Raw genomic sequence first — 15173 nt, 5'->3', positions numbered from 1 at the left:
CTGTTGTTTAACAGGCTTTTTAGAACATATTGATTTTATTGGAGAATATTACGATGGGCGTTGAACGCACCCTTTCTATTGTCAAACCCGATGCTGTCGCCAAAAACGTGGTGGGTGAGATTTATAGCCGCTTCGAAAAAGCGGGTCTGAGCATTGTTGCAGCTAAAATGTTGCGTCTGAGCCGCGAGCAGGCAGAAGGTTTTTATGCTGAGCATAAAGGACGTCCTTTTTTCCCTGCGCTGGTAGATTTCATGACGTCTGGCCCGGTAACGGTTCAAGTCTTGGAAGGCGAAGGTGCGGTGTTAAAAAACCGTGAGCTGATGGGCGCAACCAACCCAAAAGAAGCTGAAGCCGGTACTATTCGCGCAGACTTTGCTGAGTCCATTGATGCCAACGCCGTTCACGGCTCTGACTCTGAAGCATCTGCTCAGCGTGAAATTGCGTTTTTCTTCGCGACAAGCGAAATCTGCGAGCGCGGTTAAGCGCTCACTCCGGGAGGTAAGGTCGTGGATAATGGCGCGATAATAGAAGAGGTAGCTGTCCAGCGGACCAATCTGCTAGGCATGACTCGACCAAAACTGGAGGCGTTTCTCAGCTCCATTGGCGAGAAGCCCTTTCGCGCCCAGCAAATCCTTAAATGGATTTACCACGCGGGCATCGATGACTTCGATGAAATGACCAATCTTGGTAAATCGCTTCGGGCTAAGCTGAGCGATATGGCCGAGATTCGCCCTCCCAATGTTGTCCGCCAGCTGGACTCAAAAGACGGTACCCGTAAATGGGCTGTTGAAGTTGGCGGCAACAATCTTGTAGAAACGGTTTTTATTCCCGATGGCCAGCGCGGCACGCTTTGTGTCTCGTCCCAGGTAGGCTGCAGTCTGGATTGTAGTTTTTGCGCTACGGGCAAACAGGGTTTTATGCGCGACCTGACGGCCGCCGAAATTATTGGCCAAGTGTGGCTTGCCATAAAATCCTTTGATGCGTTTAAGCAGGGTAGTGGCCGAATCGTCACCAATGTCGTGATGATGGGCATGGGCGAGCCACTGCTGAATTTTGACAATGTTGTTGATGCCACTGCCTTGATGATGGATGACTTCGGTTATGGCTTGTCAAAGCGCCGGGTTACGCTGAGTACGTCAGGCGTGGTACCCATGTTGGATAAGTTGGGTGATGTTTCGCAGGTTTCCCTTGCGGTGTCTTTGCATGCTCCCAACGATGCGCTGCGCAACCAATTAGTCCCCATTAATCGTCGCTATCCTATTGCCGAATTGTTGGCTGCCTGCCAGCGGTATTTAGATAAGCAGGCTGATACTCATCGAGTGATTACCATTGAGTACACCTTGATTGCCGGGGTAAATGATAGCCAAGACAATGCGCGTGAATTGGCGGTCGTGTTAAAAAATCTGCCCTGTAAAATTAATTTGATTCCGTTTAATCCTTTTTCATTGTCGGATTATAAGCGTCCCAGCAACAATGCGATTAATCGTTTTTGGCAGGTGCTGACTGAAGCGGGATACGTTACCACGGTGCGCACGCCCCGGGGTGATGACATCGACGCTGCCTGTGGGCAGCTAGCGGGTGAATTTCAAGATCGGACCCGGCGCAGTGAACGGCATCGCCGCCGAGCCGAAACCATTGCCCAGCCTGTGCGGTTGGTTTGAGGATATACCTGATGAGCAAGGTCAATATCATGCCTCGGCATATTGTTACGGCGCTATTGATTAGCGCCGTCTTGCTTTTAACCGCCTGTGTTACCACTAAATCTGGCGGAGTGGGAGAGAAGGCCGACCAAAGCAAAGCCTTGGAAACTTCTTTGCAATTGGCTCGAAATTACATCTCCTTGGGGAATTGGGATCAGGCCAAGCGGCATTTGCAATACGTTGAGTCGGTGAATAAAAACAATCCCGAAACCTTGGAGACCTTAGCGGTGGTTTTTCAAAACACCGGTGAGCTAGAGACTGCCGAAGAGTATTACAAACGCTCTATCCAGGCGGCGCCAAACGTAATGCGCACCCGCAATAATTATGCAGTGTTTCTCTACGATTTGGGGCGCTACGAAGAAGCTGCCGCACAACTCGAGATTGTTGCTCAAGATCTCTTGTATGAACGCAGGGTCGAGGCTTTTTTGAACTTGGGCCGTTGTTACGTAAAATTAGACAAGTATGCCGAGGCTGAGGCCACATTCCGGCGAGCCTTTTTAATGGACCGCACTAATCCGGGTGTGGTGCTGGCGCTGGCTAATATCTATTTTCAGTTAGACGAATTTGCTGAGTCCCAGCGTTATTTTCAAGCCTACGAAAGTATCGAAACAAAGCCCAGTGCCTCGGCACTTTGGTTGGGTATTCGCTTAGCGGATACATTTGATGATAAAAATGCCCGCGCTAGTTATGCGCTGGCATTGAAGAACCTGTTCCCAAAATCGGAAGAGTATTTACTGTATAAAGCCTACATCGAACAGGATAGCGGCAATAGCCGTTGAGGAAAAACATGCCTGAAATAAAAGAGTCAATTCCGGGTCCACCCGGTTCTGTCTTGCAGGATGCACGTCTTAATGCAGGGAAGTCGGTTGTAGAAGTCGCCGAAGCACTCAATTTGCTCAAGACCTATGTTGAGGCCTTGGAGGAAAATGACTACTCGCGATTTAATTCGCCGTTGTTTGCCCGGGGCTACATAAAAAGTTATGCCCGGTATATGGGGCTTGATGAAGTGCCGTTGCTCAATGATTGTGACCGCATTTGTCGTCGCAAAGATGAAAGCAGCAACCAAGTACGGCAGCGCACGGCCGGGGCCAAGGCACCTGCACGCGGTGGAGTCTTTGTCGCCCTGATTATGGCGCTGATTGTGTGGAGTTTGAGTGTGTGGCTTTTGGGTGCTCAGCCAGAAACGACACTATCGGTGGAGCTGCTGCCTGAGCGCCACGCGGGACTGCCCGAACTTAAAAAAACCGCGCCTTTAGGTGCAAGCTTGCTTAAAGGCGAGAATTTAGAAACCAGTATCCCAGTTGACTCGGAGGGTGATATCAGTACCCATTCGGCAACGATTTCCTTACATGTCAAAGAATCGGTATGGCTGGAAATTCGAGATGCTCGCGGTGCTGTGGTGCTTTCAGGTCAGCAGCCTAAAGGCAAGCAACTTAGCCTGGCAGTAGAAGGACCTATTTTTTTTAGTGTAGCGTACTGGCCAGCGGTGGTGCTGGAATACAATGGTAAGTCGGTTCAATTAGATGATATTGCCAAGAGCAAAGCAGTGCGCCTGCAGGTGGGTGAAATATGAATATGGAGTCGCCGATTAAGCGTCGTAAGTCACGACAAATTCATATCGGTAATGTAGCCGTTGGTGGCGATGCGCCTATTAGTGTGCAGAGCATGACCAACACAGAAACTTGTGATGTTGAGGCAACGGTTGCCCAGATTCGTCGCTTAGAAGAAGCCTGTGCTGATATTGTTCGCGTTTCAGTGCCTAGCATGGATGCCGCCGAAGCATTTCGTGAAATCCGCAAGCAGGTTTCTGTACCGCTGGTCGCGGATATTCATTTCGATCATAAAATTGCGTTAAAAGTCGCTGAATATGGCGTCGATTGCCTGCGTATTAACCCCGGCAATATCGGTCGTGAAGACAAGGTGCGAGCGGTAATTGATGCAGCTAAACATCACAATATCCCATTGCGTATTGGCGTTAACGGCGGGTCATTAGAAAAAGAACTGCAGCGAAAATATGGCGAACCCACACCAGAAGCACTTGTGGAGTCGGCCATGCGCCATGTTGATATTTTGGACCGCTTAGATTTCCAGGATTTTAAGCTCAGTGTTAAAGCCTCCGATGTGTTTATGGCCGTTGCGGCTTATCGACAAATCGCCACGCAAATTGAGCAACCTTTGCATTTGGGGATTACCGAAGCGGGCGGGCTGCGGGGCGGCACGGTTAAATCTTCAGTGGGTCTAGGCATGCTGTTGATGGACGGTATCGGTGATACCATCCGCATTTCGTTGGCGGCCGACCCTGTAGAAGAAGTAAAGGTAGGATATGAGATTCTTAAGAGTCTCAAGCTGCGCAGCAAGGGCATTAATTTTATCGCCTGTCCCAGCTGCTCCAGGCAGAACTTTGATGTGATTGGCACCATGAACGAGCTGGAAAGCCGTTTAGAAGATGTCACCACAGCACTCGATGTGGCGGTTATTGGCTGTATCGTTAATGGTCCGGGTGAGGCCAAAGTGGCGGATATCGGTTTAACCGGCGGTACGCCCAATAATTTGATATACGTGGGCGGGAAGCCTGACCACAAAGTAAAAAATCCCGAGCTGCTGGACCATTTGGAAGCACTCATCAGAGAAAAGATTGCTCTTAAAGAAGAGCAGGATAAAGATCTTATCGCCCGGAATTAATTCTGGGTGGCTTGAACAGGAAGAAAGCAGTAGTGGCGCGAATTCAGTCAGTGCGGGGTATGAACGACATCCTGCCCGAAGACAGCAAGCAGTGGCAATATCTTGAGGACGTCGTTCGCCGGCTTCTCGGCCGATATGGCTATCAGGAAATCCGCTTTCCTATTTTGGAGCAGACCGAGCTTTTTAAACGCTCTATTGGTGAAGTCACCGATATTGTTGAAAAAGAGATGTACACCTTTGACGATCGCAATGGCGATAGTCTGACCCTGCGTCCAGAAGGTACTGCCAGTTGCGTGCGGGCCTGTGAGCAAAACGGCTTGCTCCACAATCAACAACAACGGCTGTGGTATGCCGGGCCGATGTTTAGACATGAGCGTCCGCAAAAGGGGCGCCTGCGTCAGTTTCACCAGATAGGCGTTGAAACCTTTGGTATGACCGGGCCGGACATTGATGCGGAACTGATTGCCTTAACCGCGCGACTCTGGAAAGAATTGGGTATCGCGGATGCATTGACCCTTGAGTTAAACAGTATTGGCAGTAGTGAATCCCGGCGCCGTTACAAGGCGGCATTGCTTGAGTATCTGTCTGGCTTTAAAGACGAGCTGGATGAAGACAGCCTGCGTCGCTTAGACACTAACCCGTTGCGAATTCTGGACAGTAAAAACCCCCGTACTCAGGAACTCCTGGTGCAGGCACCGGTACTAAGTGACTACCTTGACGAGGTCTCTCGGCAACATTTTGACGGTCTTTGCGCGCGTTTAGATACGGTGGGTATCAGCTATAAAATCAACACCCGCTTAGTCCGTGGACTGGATTATTATGGGCTGACAGTGTTTGAATGGACCACCGAAAAACTGGGTGCCCAGGGTACGGTGTGTGCTGGTGGCCGTTATGACGGCTTAGTGGAACAACTGGGTGGCAAAGCTACGCCAGCAGTCGGTTTTGCGATGGGTATTGAGCGTTTGGTACTGCTGCTTGATACCTTAAATGCCTTACCGGCAGCAATTGGCCAGGCAGACATTTATATTGTCGCAATGGGCGAGGCGGCTGAACTAGCTGGACTGAAACTGGCTGAGGACATTCGTGAAGCGGTGCCGCACTTGCGGGTGCAGAGCCATTGCGGCGGCGGCAGCTTTAAAAGCCAGTTCAAAAAGGCCGATAAAAGCGGTGCCCGCTTGGCGATTGTGATCGGTGAAGATGAAATCGCCAAAGGCGAAGTGGCGGTCAAACCGCTGCGGGATGCCCAAGCGCAACAGCAGATGGTTGCACTAAGTGATGTGGTCAATCTGTTAAAAAATGATTAACGAATAAGCGGCGCCTGTTGCGCTGTAGAGGATGTTTTGTGGAAAGCTATCGTACAGAAGAAGAACAAATTGACGCGCTGAAAACCTGGTGGCAGGAAAACGGTAAGTCGACGGTGTTAATTATTGTTGTAACCTTGGCCGCGGTGTTTGGCTGGCGAGGTTGGCAAGATCATCAACAGAGTCAAGCGGGGGACGCGTCGGCTATGTTTGATCAGCTTTTGGCTGCCGATGCCGCAGTACAAAAAAATGGTCAAGTGACGGTTACGGCAGAAACCCTGGCAGAAACGATTAAGTCTGCTTACGGCTCCTTGAGTTATGGCCAGTTTGCGGCACTGTACAAGGCAAAATACGCTGTTTTAAAGGGCGATAATGCTGCCGCTGCTGAAGAATTAAAATGGGTGATAGACCAAGGTCCAGAGGCCGCGGTGAAGTCCCAAGCCGAAATGCGTTTGGCGCAAGTGTATTTTGCCCAGACCGAATATGACCAGGCTCTAGACTTAATTAAAGGTTTGGAAAGTACCGGTTTTGGACCAGATGCCCTGGAGCTGAAAGGTGACATTTTACTGAAGCAGGGCGATTCCGATGCGGCTCTGGCAGCATATCGACAAGCTAGAAAAACCCTTGCAGCTCAGCAGAATCCAAGTCAGCACCCTATGTTAGAGATGAAAATTAACGATCTGTCCACGACAATACAGGGAGCCCAATCATGAAGTTGATGCGCTTAGCTTCTGCACTGTTGGCAGTGGCGCTGTTGGCAGCCTGTAGCTCAACACCTACAGATAAAGAGCCTGCTGAACTGACCAGTTTTGATGCAGAAAAACGCGTGAAGGAAGCGTGGTCTTATTCCATCGGTGACGGTCAGGGTAATGCCTACTACCGCATCACGCCGGCGATTGATGGTGAAGAAATTATTATTGCGTCTACCGACGGAAAAGTCGCGGTATTGAATAAAACCAGCGGCAAGCGGGTTTGGAAAGAATCCTACGACCTGCGCATTTCAGGTGGTGTCGGGGTTGCCTCAGCCATGATCTTTGTCGGCACGGCAGATGGTGAAGTGGTTGCTCTGGACCGGATCACTGGCGATATTGTATGGCGCAAAGCTGTTAACAGTGAAGTGTTAGGTGCCCCTGCTTCAGACGGCCGCGTGGTGGTCGTGCAGACTTATGCTGGCGATATCATGGGGTTGAACATTGAAAATGGTGAGCAGCTTTGGGTCTATAATACTCAGCCGCCTCGGTTGACGTTGCGAGGCACCAGCTCTCCGGTCATTATTCGTGATACCGCCATGGTCGGCTTGGCCAGCGGTCGTTTGGCCGCGTTTAATGTCGATACAGGCGCCTTGCTTTGGGAACAACGGATTTCTGCCCCCCAAGGCTCCACCGAAATTGAGCGGTTAGCTGATGTGGATGGTCGTCTGTTGATTTCAAGTGATAGACGTTCTGTGATTGCCACGGGTTACCAAGGCAATGTCATGGCAGTGAATATCGCCAATGGACGTCCACTGTGGTCCAAAGAAGCGTCTAGCTATGTTGGCCCCAGCACTGCGCTAGGCTACGTTTTTGTCGCATTGGCCGATGGTAGTGTGACGGCGTTTGAAGATGACGGCCAAGGCGTACGTTGGAGTCAAACCGTACTCGCTCGTCGAGAATTGACCGAACCTGCGGCGTTTAAAGGCACGGTAGCCGTGGGTGATTTTGATGGCTATTTACACTTTTTGTCTCAGCTTGATGGCCGACTTGTGGCGCGTACCAGAGTTGATAGCGACGGTCTTCGGGCGCCCATGCTGGTCGATGACAAATTGCTTTATGTTTACGGAAACAGCGGCGAGCTTGTTGCCTTAAAACTGCAAGATCGCTGATCTGCTATTTTGGGCCCGCGGCGCGGGTCCCCTTCCTCTTACGGTAAAATCATGATTCCTGTTATCGCCCTAGTTGGCCGACCCAATGTGGGTAAATCAACGCTGTTTAACCGGCTTACCAAAAGCCGGGATGCCTTGGTGGCTAACTTTCCGGGGCTGACCCGAGATCGCAAATATGGCGAGGCGCTGTTTGGTGATCGTCGTTTTATGGTTATTGATACGGGGGGGATTACCGGCGACGAAGAAGGCATCGATTCAGCCATGGCCCAGCAGTCTTTGCAGGCGATTGATGAAGCCGATGCGGTTTTGTTAATGCTGGATTCCCGTGCCGGGCTAATGCCTGCAGACCAAGGCCTGATTCAGCATTTACGCAGCTGTTCCAAGCCGGTGTTTTTTGTTGCCAATAAGGTGGATGGCACCGACCCTGATGTGGCAATGGCCGAGTTTTATCAAACCGGTGCCGCACAAATCTACCCGCTTACGGCAACCCATGGTAAAGGGGTGCGTAAATTATTACAGGATGTTTTGGAGCAGTTCCCAGAGTCGGACGAAGCCGATGCGGCGGCGTTAGCCAGCGGCAAAAAAATTGCTGTGGTGGGCCGCCCCAATGTGGGTAAATCTACCTTGGTTAACCGCATGCTGGGTGAAGATCGGGTGGTAGTTTTTGATCAGCCCGGCACCACCCGCGACAGTATTTATATTAATTATGAGCGGGACGGCGAAGACTATACCTTGATTGATACTGCCGGGGTGCGCAAGCGTCGGCATATTCATGAGACCGTAGAGAAATTCTCTATAGTTAAAACCCTAAAGGCCATCGATGACGCCAATGTGGTGATATTGGTGATGGATGGCCAAGAAAGTATTGTTGATCAAGATCTTCATTTACTGGGGCAAGTGATAGACGCAGGTAGAGCCGTGGTGGTGGCTATCAATAAGTGGGATGGCTTGGATAGCGATAAAAAAGCCCATATTAAAACCACGCTAGACCGACGCTTACAATTTATTGATTTTGCAGAAATTCATTTTATCTCGGCACTGCATGGCACAGGTGTTGGGCATTTATATGAATCCATTGAGAAAGCCTATGAGTCGGCCACTCGACAGCTGGCAACCCGTAACTTAACCATGATTCTGGAGGGCGCGGTATACGACCACGCGCCACCAATGATCAATGGCCGCCGTATTAAACTGCGTTTGGCGCACCCCGGTGGCAATAATCCGCCCATCGTGGTGATTCACGGTAATCAGACTGACAAGGTGCCTGCCAGTTATACCCGCTACCTTGAAAAAGTGTTTCGCCGTGAACTGAAGATGGTTGGCACGCCGATTCGTATCCAATATAAAACATCAGACAATCCTTACGAGGGTAAGAAAAATACCCTGACTAAACGGCAGATTGATCGCAAACGGCGGTTGGTGAGCTTTGTGAAGAAAAAGGATTCCAAGAAAAAGCGCGGCAGATAAAGCGGTGTTTATTAGCTAAAGGGCGGGTGTTGTCGGGTGAGGATTGCCATGCCGAGCGCCCAAGCTTATTAGCGAACGGCATGGCGACAAATATCAGTTAGTGGGGGTTGTTGTCTGGCTCTGCCTTCGCATCGGGCTCGGGTTGACGAATAATGTATATCGTCACCGCAGCGGCGATAAGCAACATGGTGACGGATACCCAGGCAATTTTGACTATCAACAACGCACTGCTCAGCATCATTATCCACAATAAACTGAGTATCATCACTTTGGCTCGCCGGGGTATACCTTCCCCATTCAGGTAATAGCGAATATAGCGGCCAAACCAGCGATGGTTTACTAGCCAGTAATAAAACTTTGGCGAGCTTCTTAAAAAACACGCTGCACTCAAAATAAGAAAAGGTGAGGTGGGCACCACAGGCAAGAGCAGGCCGATCATTCCCAAAATAAACGATACCCAGCCAATCACCAGCAAGCTGTAGCGAATAAAACGGTTTTGGTGTTCAAAGGGTTCTCGGTTCAAGTGCATACCGCAATAATTGATGACTTATAGCTAGGCTGTTGATGTGTCATTGCCTAAACACAATCATATCAGCAAATTTCACGCTGGGGACACGAGACTGCCTTGTTTAGCAATGCTTGTGCTTATCCGTATAACTCGTAATTGCTTTCCTGCTGGTCAGGCGTCTTAATTAATAGCTTCGTAGTGTCTGTGTCACAGTGATTGAAATTTGTAAGATTAACGAGACTTTATCGATAGATTTCTTGCATTGCGTTAAAGTCAGCTGTGTCTTAGTGAATAAATTTTGCGTTTTAAGTTGTTTTGTTAGATACCGTTTTGAGCGTCGTTGATGTTGGCCATGATAGTGGTTCTGTATTGCTAAGAGAGTGAGTATGGAGTTTAACCTTGCGGATTTGTTTGAGGCGGTGGCCAAGGAAGTGCCGAGCCGGGAAGCCTTGGTGTGTGGTGAAAGCCGCTTAAGCTACGGGGAGTTGGATAAGCGGGCGAATCAAATTGCTCATTATCTCTCGGAGTTAGGCGTAGGGCAGGGTGACCACGTGGGTTTATATCTCCTTAACGGTACCGAATATTTTGAGCTGCTTTTAGGCTGTTTCAAAATTCGCGCAGTGCCCGTCAATATTAACTACCGTTATGTGAAAGATGAACTAAAGCACTTGTTTGATAATGCGAATCTGCAGGTGTGTATTTTTCATCGGCGTTTTGCGCCAATGGTTCAGGAGCTACATTGTAGCGGCCACGCCTTTCGCTTTTTGATTGCAGTGGATGATGGCAGCGGTGAAGAGCTCACTTTGCCCGCTGCAGACTATGCCAATGCCAGGGATCGGCATGAAAATTCGAGCGACTTTCCCAGCCGCTCCGGCCAGGACTCTTATGTGTTGTATACCGGAGGCACGACGGGCTTGCCAAAAGGAGTGCTCTGGTCCCACGAGAATGTTTTTTTTGCGGCGCTTGGTGGTGGCGGTTATTTTTCTTCTGAAGGCGCATGTAAACAACCCGAAGATATCGTTCAACGAATAAATACTCCGGCGTTTTGTAGTATTGCCATGGCGCCGTTAATGCATGGGGCGGCTCAGTGGTTTGGTCTAATTCAGCTATTGGCTGGAAACAAACTGGTGCTGATGGGGTCGAGCTCCTTTGATGCGGAACAGGCATGGCAATGTGTTGCTGACGAGGGCTGCAATTTAATTCAAATTGTGGGAGACGCCATGGCGATACCGCTGCTGGATGCCTTAGAGGCCAACCCGGAACGTTGGGATTTGTCGCGCCTTTTTGCCTTGGGGACTGGTGGTGCGCTTCTTTCGCCTTCTAGCTCAGAGGGGTTGTTGGCGCATTTCCCTCAGCTTTATTTAACGAATAGTTACGGCTCATCTGAGAGTGGCCAAGTGGGCGCGGGCATTGGCAGCTCCGCCGGTTTGGGGCTGGTTAAAATAGAGCCGCGAAGTGATACGGCCGTACTGGTGTTAGATCGCTATGGCACTCGTGTAGCAGCAATTGGTGAGCCGGGGATTTTAGCCCGTTGCGGGCATATTCCCGAAGCTTACTTCGGCGACCCTAAGGCGACCGCGCAGGCTTTTGTGATGTTTAACCAGCAGCGTTGGCTGCTAACCGGGGATGTGGCAGAACGCGGTGAAGACGGCAGCATCACAATTTTTGGCCGTGGTAGTAGTTGCATTAACAGCGGGGGTGAAAAGGTCTTTCCAGAAGAGGTTGAGATAGCGTTGAAGAGCCATCCCGCAGTCTACGATGCTCTGGTAATGGGTTTAGAAGATGCCCGCTGGGGGAGTAAGGTGAGTGCGGTTATACAGTGTCGAGAAGAGCAGGCAGTGGATTTTGAGGGCTTGCTTGCCCATTGCCGTCAGCATATTGCCAGTTACAAGTTGCCTAGGGAAATTCATGTAATAGACGAGCTGCCTCGCAGCCCCAGCGGCAAACCCGATTACGGTTTTGCGAAAGCCTACGCCTCCAGTCACGGTGGCTGGACGGCGTAGAATCAGTGGTTTGATTTAAGAGGCTCAAAGCTTACTAACGTGGTGGCTGCAGTCCAAAACCTCGGTAGGCTGTTGGCGTGACGTTTTTCATTGAGCCAATAAACTCATTGACGCCCATCGCGAAAGAGCTAGGTAAATCCTCTTTGGTTTTAATGCCGTAAATTTTGTAGTCGTAAATCGGCAACCAATAGTTATCAGAAAAGGGGCGGTCTACCCGAGCCAAAACCTCCAGGGCAACGGCGCCGGTATACAGAACATGACCGCCAGCTTGCTCAGGCGTATCACAATGAAAATTGCTGACAATGCGCATGCCGCGCTGGTTGGGTGGAATAACCGGGTGCGGCGCGCGGCTAAGCTGCTGGCCTAGCATATTAATCAAGCTCTGGTCTGATATAAATGGGCAAGTGGATTTGCCGCCGATGGTGATGCCATTGATCTCTTGGGTTTGGGTTTCGGCAAGGCTTGTGCCTGCGGATAAGATGAGACCCAGAGTCAGTAATAGCGTTTTCATGCCTTTTATCCTTTTAGTTTTCTCAGTTTCCGTGATGTGGGCTGTGTTGAGTATTGCTTTTGAGGCGACTAGATAAATCAACTTTAGTACGTGCTGGCAATAATGGCAGAAGTGCTGGGGCGGGGCTAGGGGTACTGATCAGGGACAAGCCGGAACGATGTCAGCATCACATTTGAGCTAGAATAGATTGGCGATGTACTGGCGATGTAAGGCTGCTGAAATAAAAAGCCCCCCTGCTGTTTTGGCAGGGGGGCTTGATCGTTGTGGTGACGTGAGTACAGGCTTATCCCGCTTTACGTTGGCTTTCGGCCTCTGCCTGAGATTGGGCTGCAGCGTTGATCACGGCCTGCATAGAAGCGCTAACCACGTCTCTGTGAGCGGCAACACCAATATAGCGCGTGTTGTTTACTGACAGCATTACGTAGGCAATGGCTTGCGACGAGGTGCCAGAATTCAGGGCGTGTTCGCTGTAGTCCAAAATCTCAACGGTATCGCCGTAGTGATCGCGCCAGCCGTTAACCAAGGCACTGATAGCCCCTTCGCCCTGACCGGTAATCTCCACCGACTTACCTTGGTAGTCAAAAATCAACTTAAGGGCGTCGCGGCCGTCGTTTTCGGCGTTATCTTGGCTTAATGCAAAGTTTTGCATGGCGCAGCCATCAACGGGTTTCAGGTAGTTTTCTTCAAACAGCTCCCATATTTGCTGAGGGCTGATTTCGCCAGAAATCTCCTCGGCGGCAGCTTGGACTTTACGGCTGGCGTCAATTTGCATCCAGCGGGGCAAGTTCAGGCCGTAATCATTTTCCAGTACCCACGTCACGCCACCTTTACCCGATTGGCTGTTGATACGAATAACCGCTTCGTAAGTCCGCCCCAAATCGGCGGGATCAATGGGCAGATAAGCCACTTGCCAATGTTCGTCGTCGCCCTGTTTGCTCATGCATTTGCGAATAGCATCCTGGTGGCTGCCAGAGAATGCGGTAAAGACCAGATCGCCGGCATAAGGGTGGCGAGGGTGCAGTGGAATATTGGTGCAATGTTCGGCAACGGCAATAATCTCGTCCATTTGAGACAAGTCCAACTCGGGGTCGACACCTTGGCTGTAAAGATTCATTGCCATGGTGACGATGTCCATATTGCCGGTGCGCTCACCATTACCCAGCAAAGTGCCTTCGATTCGGTCGGCGCCAGCCATCACGCCCAGCTCGGCGGCGGCAATTGCGCAGCCACGGTCATTGTGGGTGTGCAGCGATACAATAATATCTTGGCGGTGTTTTACATTGCGGCAAAACCACTCAACCTGATCGGCAAATACGTTGGGAGTGGTGCACTCCACCGTGGCAGGCAGGTTAATGATGATCGGTTTACCGGTGTCGTGCCATTCGGCAATAACAGCGTCGCAGACCTCGGTAGCATACTCTACTTCGGTGCTGCTAAAGCTCTCGGGGGAGTATTGAAAGCTCCATTCTGTGTTGGGGTATTTTTCGGCGTACTCTTTTACCCAGCGTGCGCCCTGCACACCAATGGCTTTAATGCCTTCTTTGTCCATGCCAAAGACCCGCTCACGTTGCACCGGGCTGGTGGAGTTGTATACGTGGACAATGGCTTTTTTTGCGCCATCCATTGCCTCGTAGCTACGGGCAATCAATTCTTCTCTGGCTTGGGTCAGCACCTGAATAGTGACGTCTTCGGGAATACGATTGCCATCAATCAGTGCTCGAACAAAGTCAAAGTCAGGTTGTGAAGCGGAGGGAAAGCCGACTTCAATTTGCTTGAATCCCAGTTTGACCAGCAAATCCCACATCCGCAGCTTTTGATCAACGGTCATGGGCTCTACTAGCGCCTGGTTACCATCGCGTAAGTCCACTGAGCACCAGATGGGCGCTGTGGTCAGACTATTGTTTGGCCATTGACGGTCGCTGATGGCGACGCCGGGAGTGGCTTGGTATTTGCGATGGTCGAAGCTCATGTCTATTCCCTGCTGGATGTGTAAAAAGTTTAAAAGCCCGGCGAGCCGGGCATCTTAAGGTTTCGGGTAGAAGCCTGTGATCTCGTTAATGATTGGCGGGGTGTTGCCAGTCATCTTGAGTATTTGCAGAGGGGTAACTCCACGGTGAACAGTATAGGAAAAAACCGACGGCAGAAGATTGCGAAGTTTGCGTAAATAGAGAGGAATATTTCATGTTTATGCTATTTATCTTTATTTTATTGGCATATTATTTCAAATAAATGAATATGCGTGGTTTTTTTATGAAGTTAGATCGCTACGATAAACAGATTCTGCTTGCCCTGCAAGAAAATGGTCGGTTGAGTAATCAAGAGCTGGCAGATCAAATCGGCTTGTCGCCATCGCCTTGTTTGCGCCGCGTGCGGCGTTTAGAAGAGGTGGGGTTGATAGAGGGCTATCGGGCCTTGGTGAATGCCCGCGCGCTGGGTTTAAGTTTAATGGCGTTTATCCATATCAGCATGGATCGGCATACTCCAGAGCGCTTTGAAAATTTTGAGCAGCATATTAAAAGTTGTCCGGAGGTGTTGGAGTGCCATTTAATTACCGGGCAAGAGGCCGACTATCTGCTTAAAGTTATCGTCGCTGATATGGATGGGTTTCAAGCGCTTTTGTTGGAGCGTTTGACCCGAATTGAGGGGGTGACCGGGGTCCATTCCAGCTTTGTTATGAAATCGCCATTGCAGAAAACCGCATTGCCGATACTATGATACGAGCAGTTTTATAAAAAGAGACATCACAGGAGAGTAACGGATATGAACAAGGTCAAGCTTGCCAATATAGATGAGGTGCCTGAAGGTCGTTTTTTATCTTGTCAGGCAGAGGGAAAAAAACTGCTGCTGACCCGTGTGAACGGTCAAATAGCCGCAATTGAAAATCGTTGTCCTCACTTGGGTTTACCGCTGTCAAAAGGCAAAATTTGCGATGGCGCGGTGACCTGTCCATTTCATGGCTCTACATTTGATTTGTTGAGCGGCAACAATGTGGAATGGACCACCACCTTTTTTGGTATTCCGCTGCCAGTGTGGATGCAAAAAATAGTCGCACTGGGCAAGTCTCCCCAGCCGGTAGAAACCTTTCCTGTTGAGTGCGAAGGCGAGGCGGTTTACGTCCGGATATGATTGCAATAAAGCGG

Annotated in this window: 15 protein-coding genes; 12 read left to right on the top strand and 3 right to left on the bottom strand. The window is 50.2% G+C overall.

Annotated features, from left to right (window positions below):
* The first annotated feature begins 53 nt into the window (after positions 1-53).
* From ndk to der, 9 genes are read left to right on the top strand one after another with little or no spacing between them, the layout of a single operon-like run.
* Positions 54-482, top strand: coding sequence for a nucleoside-diphosphate kinase (gene ndk / locus IMCC21906_RS12865; protein ID WP_047012500.1), 429 nt, complete (start codon positions 54-56; stop codon positions 480-482).
* A 24-nt stretch (positions 483-506) separates the two neighbouring features.
* Positions 507-1661 carry a 23S rRNA (adenine(2503)-C(2))-methyltransferase RlmN gene (rlmN, locus tag IMCC21906_RS12860; RefSeq protein WP_369795783.1) on the top strand — a complete coding sequence of 385 codons (1155 nt, stop codon included), beginning with the start codon at positions 507-509 and terminating at the stop codon, positions 1659-1661.
* Between the two features lie 11 nt (positions 1662-1672).
* Positions 1673-2479, top strand: coding sequence for a type IV pilus biogenesis/stability protein PilW (gene pilW / locus IMCC21906_RS12855; protein WP_047012499.1), 807 nt, complete (start codon positions 1673-1675; stop codon positions 2477-2479).
* A gap of 8 nt (positions 2480-2487) precedes the next feature.
* The gene (locus IMCC21906_RS12850) at positions 2488-3273 is read left to right on the top strand and encodes a RodZ domain-containing protein (protein WP_047012498.1); all 786 of its coding nucleotides are present in this window, start codon (positions 2488-2490) and stop codon (positions 3271-3273) included.
* Positions 3270-4382 carry a flavodoxin-dependent (E)-4-hydroxy-3-methylbut-2-enyl-diphosphate synthase gene (gene ispG / locus IMCC21906_RS12845; protein WP_047012497.1) on the top strand — a complete coding sequence of 371 codons (1113 nt, stop codon included), beginning with the start codon at positions 3270-3272 and terminating at the stop codon, positions 4380-4382. Before IMCC21906_RS12850 ends, ispG begins: the two co-directional genes overlap by 4 nt.
* A 32-nt stretch (positions 4383-4414) precedes the next feature.
* Positions 4415-5686 carry a histidine--tRNA ligase gene (hisS, locus tag IMCC21906_RS12840; protein ID WP_047012496.1) on the top strand — a complete coding sequence of 424 codons (1272 nt, stop codon included), beginning with the start codon at positions 4415-4417 and terminating at the stop codon, positions 5684-5686.
* Between the two features lie 38 nt (positions 5687-5724).
* Positions 5725-6396 (top strand): tetratricopeptide repeat protein, encoded by a 672-nt coding sequence (locus IMCC21906_RS12835; RefSeq protein ID WP_047012495.1) that lies wholly within the window; start codon positions 5725-5727, stop codon positions 6394-6396.
* Positions 6393-7544, top strand: coding sequence for an outer membrane protein assembly factor BamB (bamB, locus tag IMCC21906_RS12830; RefSeq protein WP_047012494.1), 1152 nt, complete (start codon positions 6393-6395; stop codon positions 7542-7544). The genes IMCC21906_RS12835 and bamB overlap by 4 nt, the downstream gene beginning before the upstream one ends.
* A gap of 51 nt (positions 7545-7595) precedes the next feature.
* Entirely contained in the window at positions 7596-9011 is a 1416-nt protein-coding gene (der, locus tag IMCC21906_RS12825; protein WP_047012493.1) for a ribosome biogenesis GTPase Der, read from the top strand.
* A gap of 97 nt (positions 9012-9108) precedes the next feature.
* Here der and IMCC21906_RS12820 read toward each other — a convergent pair whose 3' ends face one another.
* Positions 9109-9534, bottom strand: coding sequence for a YbaN family protein (locus IMCC21906_RS12820; RefSeq protein ID WP_231580267.1), 426 nt, complete (start codon positions 9532-9534; stop codon positions 9109-9111).
* A 371-nt stretch (positions 9535-9905) separates the two neighbouring features.
* Between IMCC21906_RS12820 and IMCC21906_RS12815 the strand changes: the two genes are divergently transcribed.
* A complete protein-coding gene (locus tag IMCC21906_RS12815; RefSeq protein ID WP_047012491.1) occupies positions 9906-11522 on the top strand; it encodes an acyl-CoA synthetase in 1617 nt (538 codons plus the stop codon).
* 34 nt (positions 11523-11556) lie between these two features.
* Here the strand turns inward: IMCC21906_RS12815 and IMCC21906_RS12810 are convergent, their stop codons facing one another.
* Together IMCC21906_RS12810 and leuA are read right to left on the bottom strand one after the other, a co-directional pair.
* Complete coding sequence (locus tag IMCC21906_RS12810) at positions 11557-12033, bottom strand: hypothetical protein (RefSeq protein WP_047012490.1); 477 nt, start codon at positions 12031-12033, stop codon at positions 11557-11559.
* A gap of 283 nt (positions 12034-12316) precedes the next feature.
* Positions 12317-14002, bottom strand: coding sequence for a 2-isopropylmalate synthase (gene leuA / locus IMCC21906_RS12805; RefSeq protein ID WP_047012489.1), 1686 nt, complete (start codon positions 14000-14002; stop codon positions 12317-12319).
* A gap of 281 nt (positions 14003-14283) precedes the next feature.
* On the opposite strand from leuA, the gene IMCC21906_RS12800 reads away from it, so the two are divergent.
* Complete coding sequence (locus tag IMCC21906_RS12800) at positions 14284-14748, top strand: Lrp/AsnC family transcriptional regulator (RefSeq protein ID WP_369795782.1); 465 nt, start codon at positions 14284-14286, stop codon at positions 14746-14748.
* A gap of 45 nt (positions 14749-14793) precedes the next feature.
* Positions 14794-15159 carry a Rieske (2Fe-2S) protein gene (locus IMCC21906_RS12795; protein ID WP_047012488.1) on the top strand — a complete coding sequence of 122 codons (366 nt, stop codon included), beginning with the start codon at positions 14794-14796 and terminating at the stop codon, positions 15157-15159.
* Positions 15160-15173: the final 14 nt, after the last annotated feature.

This window comes from Spongiibacter sp. IMCC21906, assembly GCF_001010805.1.
Taxonomy (GTDB): Bacteria; Pseudomonadota; Gammaproteobacteria; order Pseudomonadales; family Spongiibacteraceae; genus Spongiibacter.
Note: the sequence above shows the minus strand (reverse complement) of the source record. Positions and strands in the feature narration are given on the sequence as shown.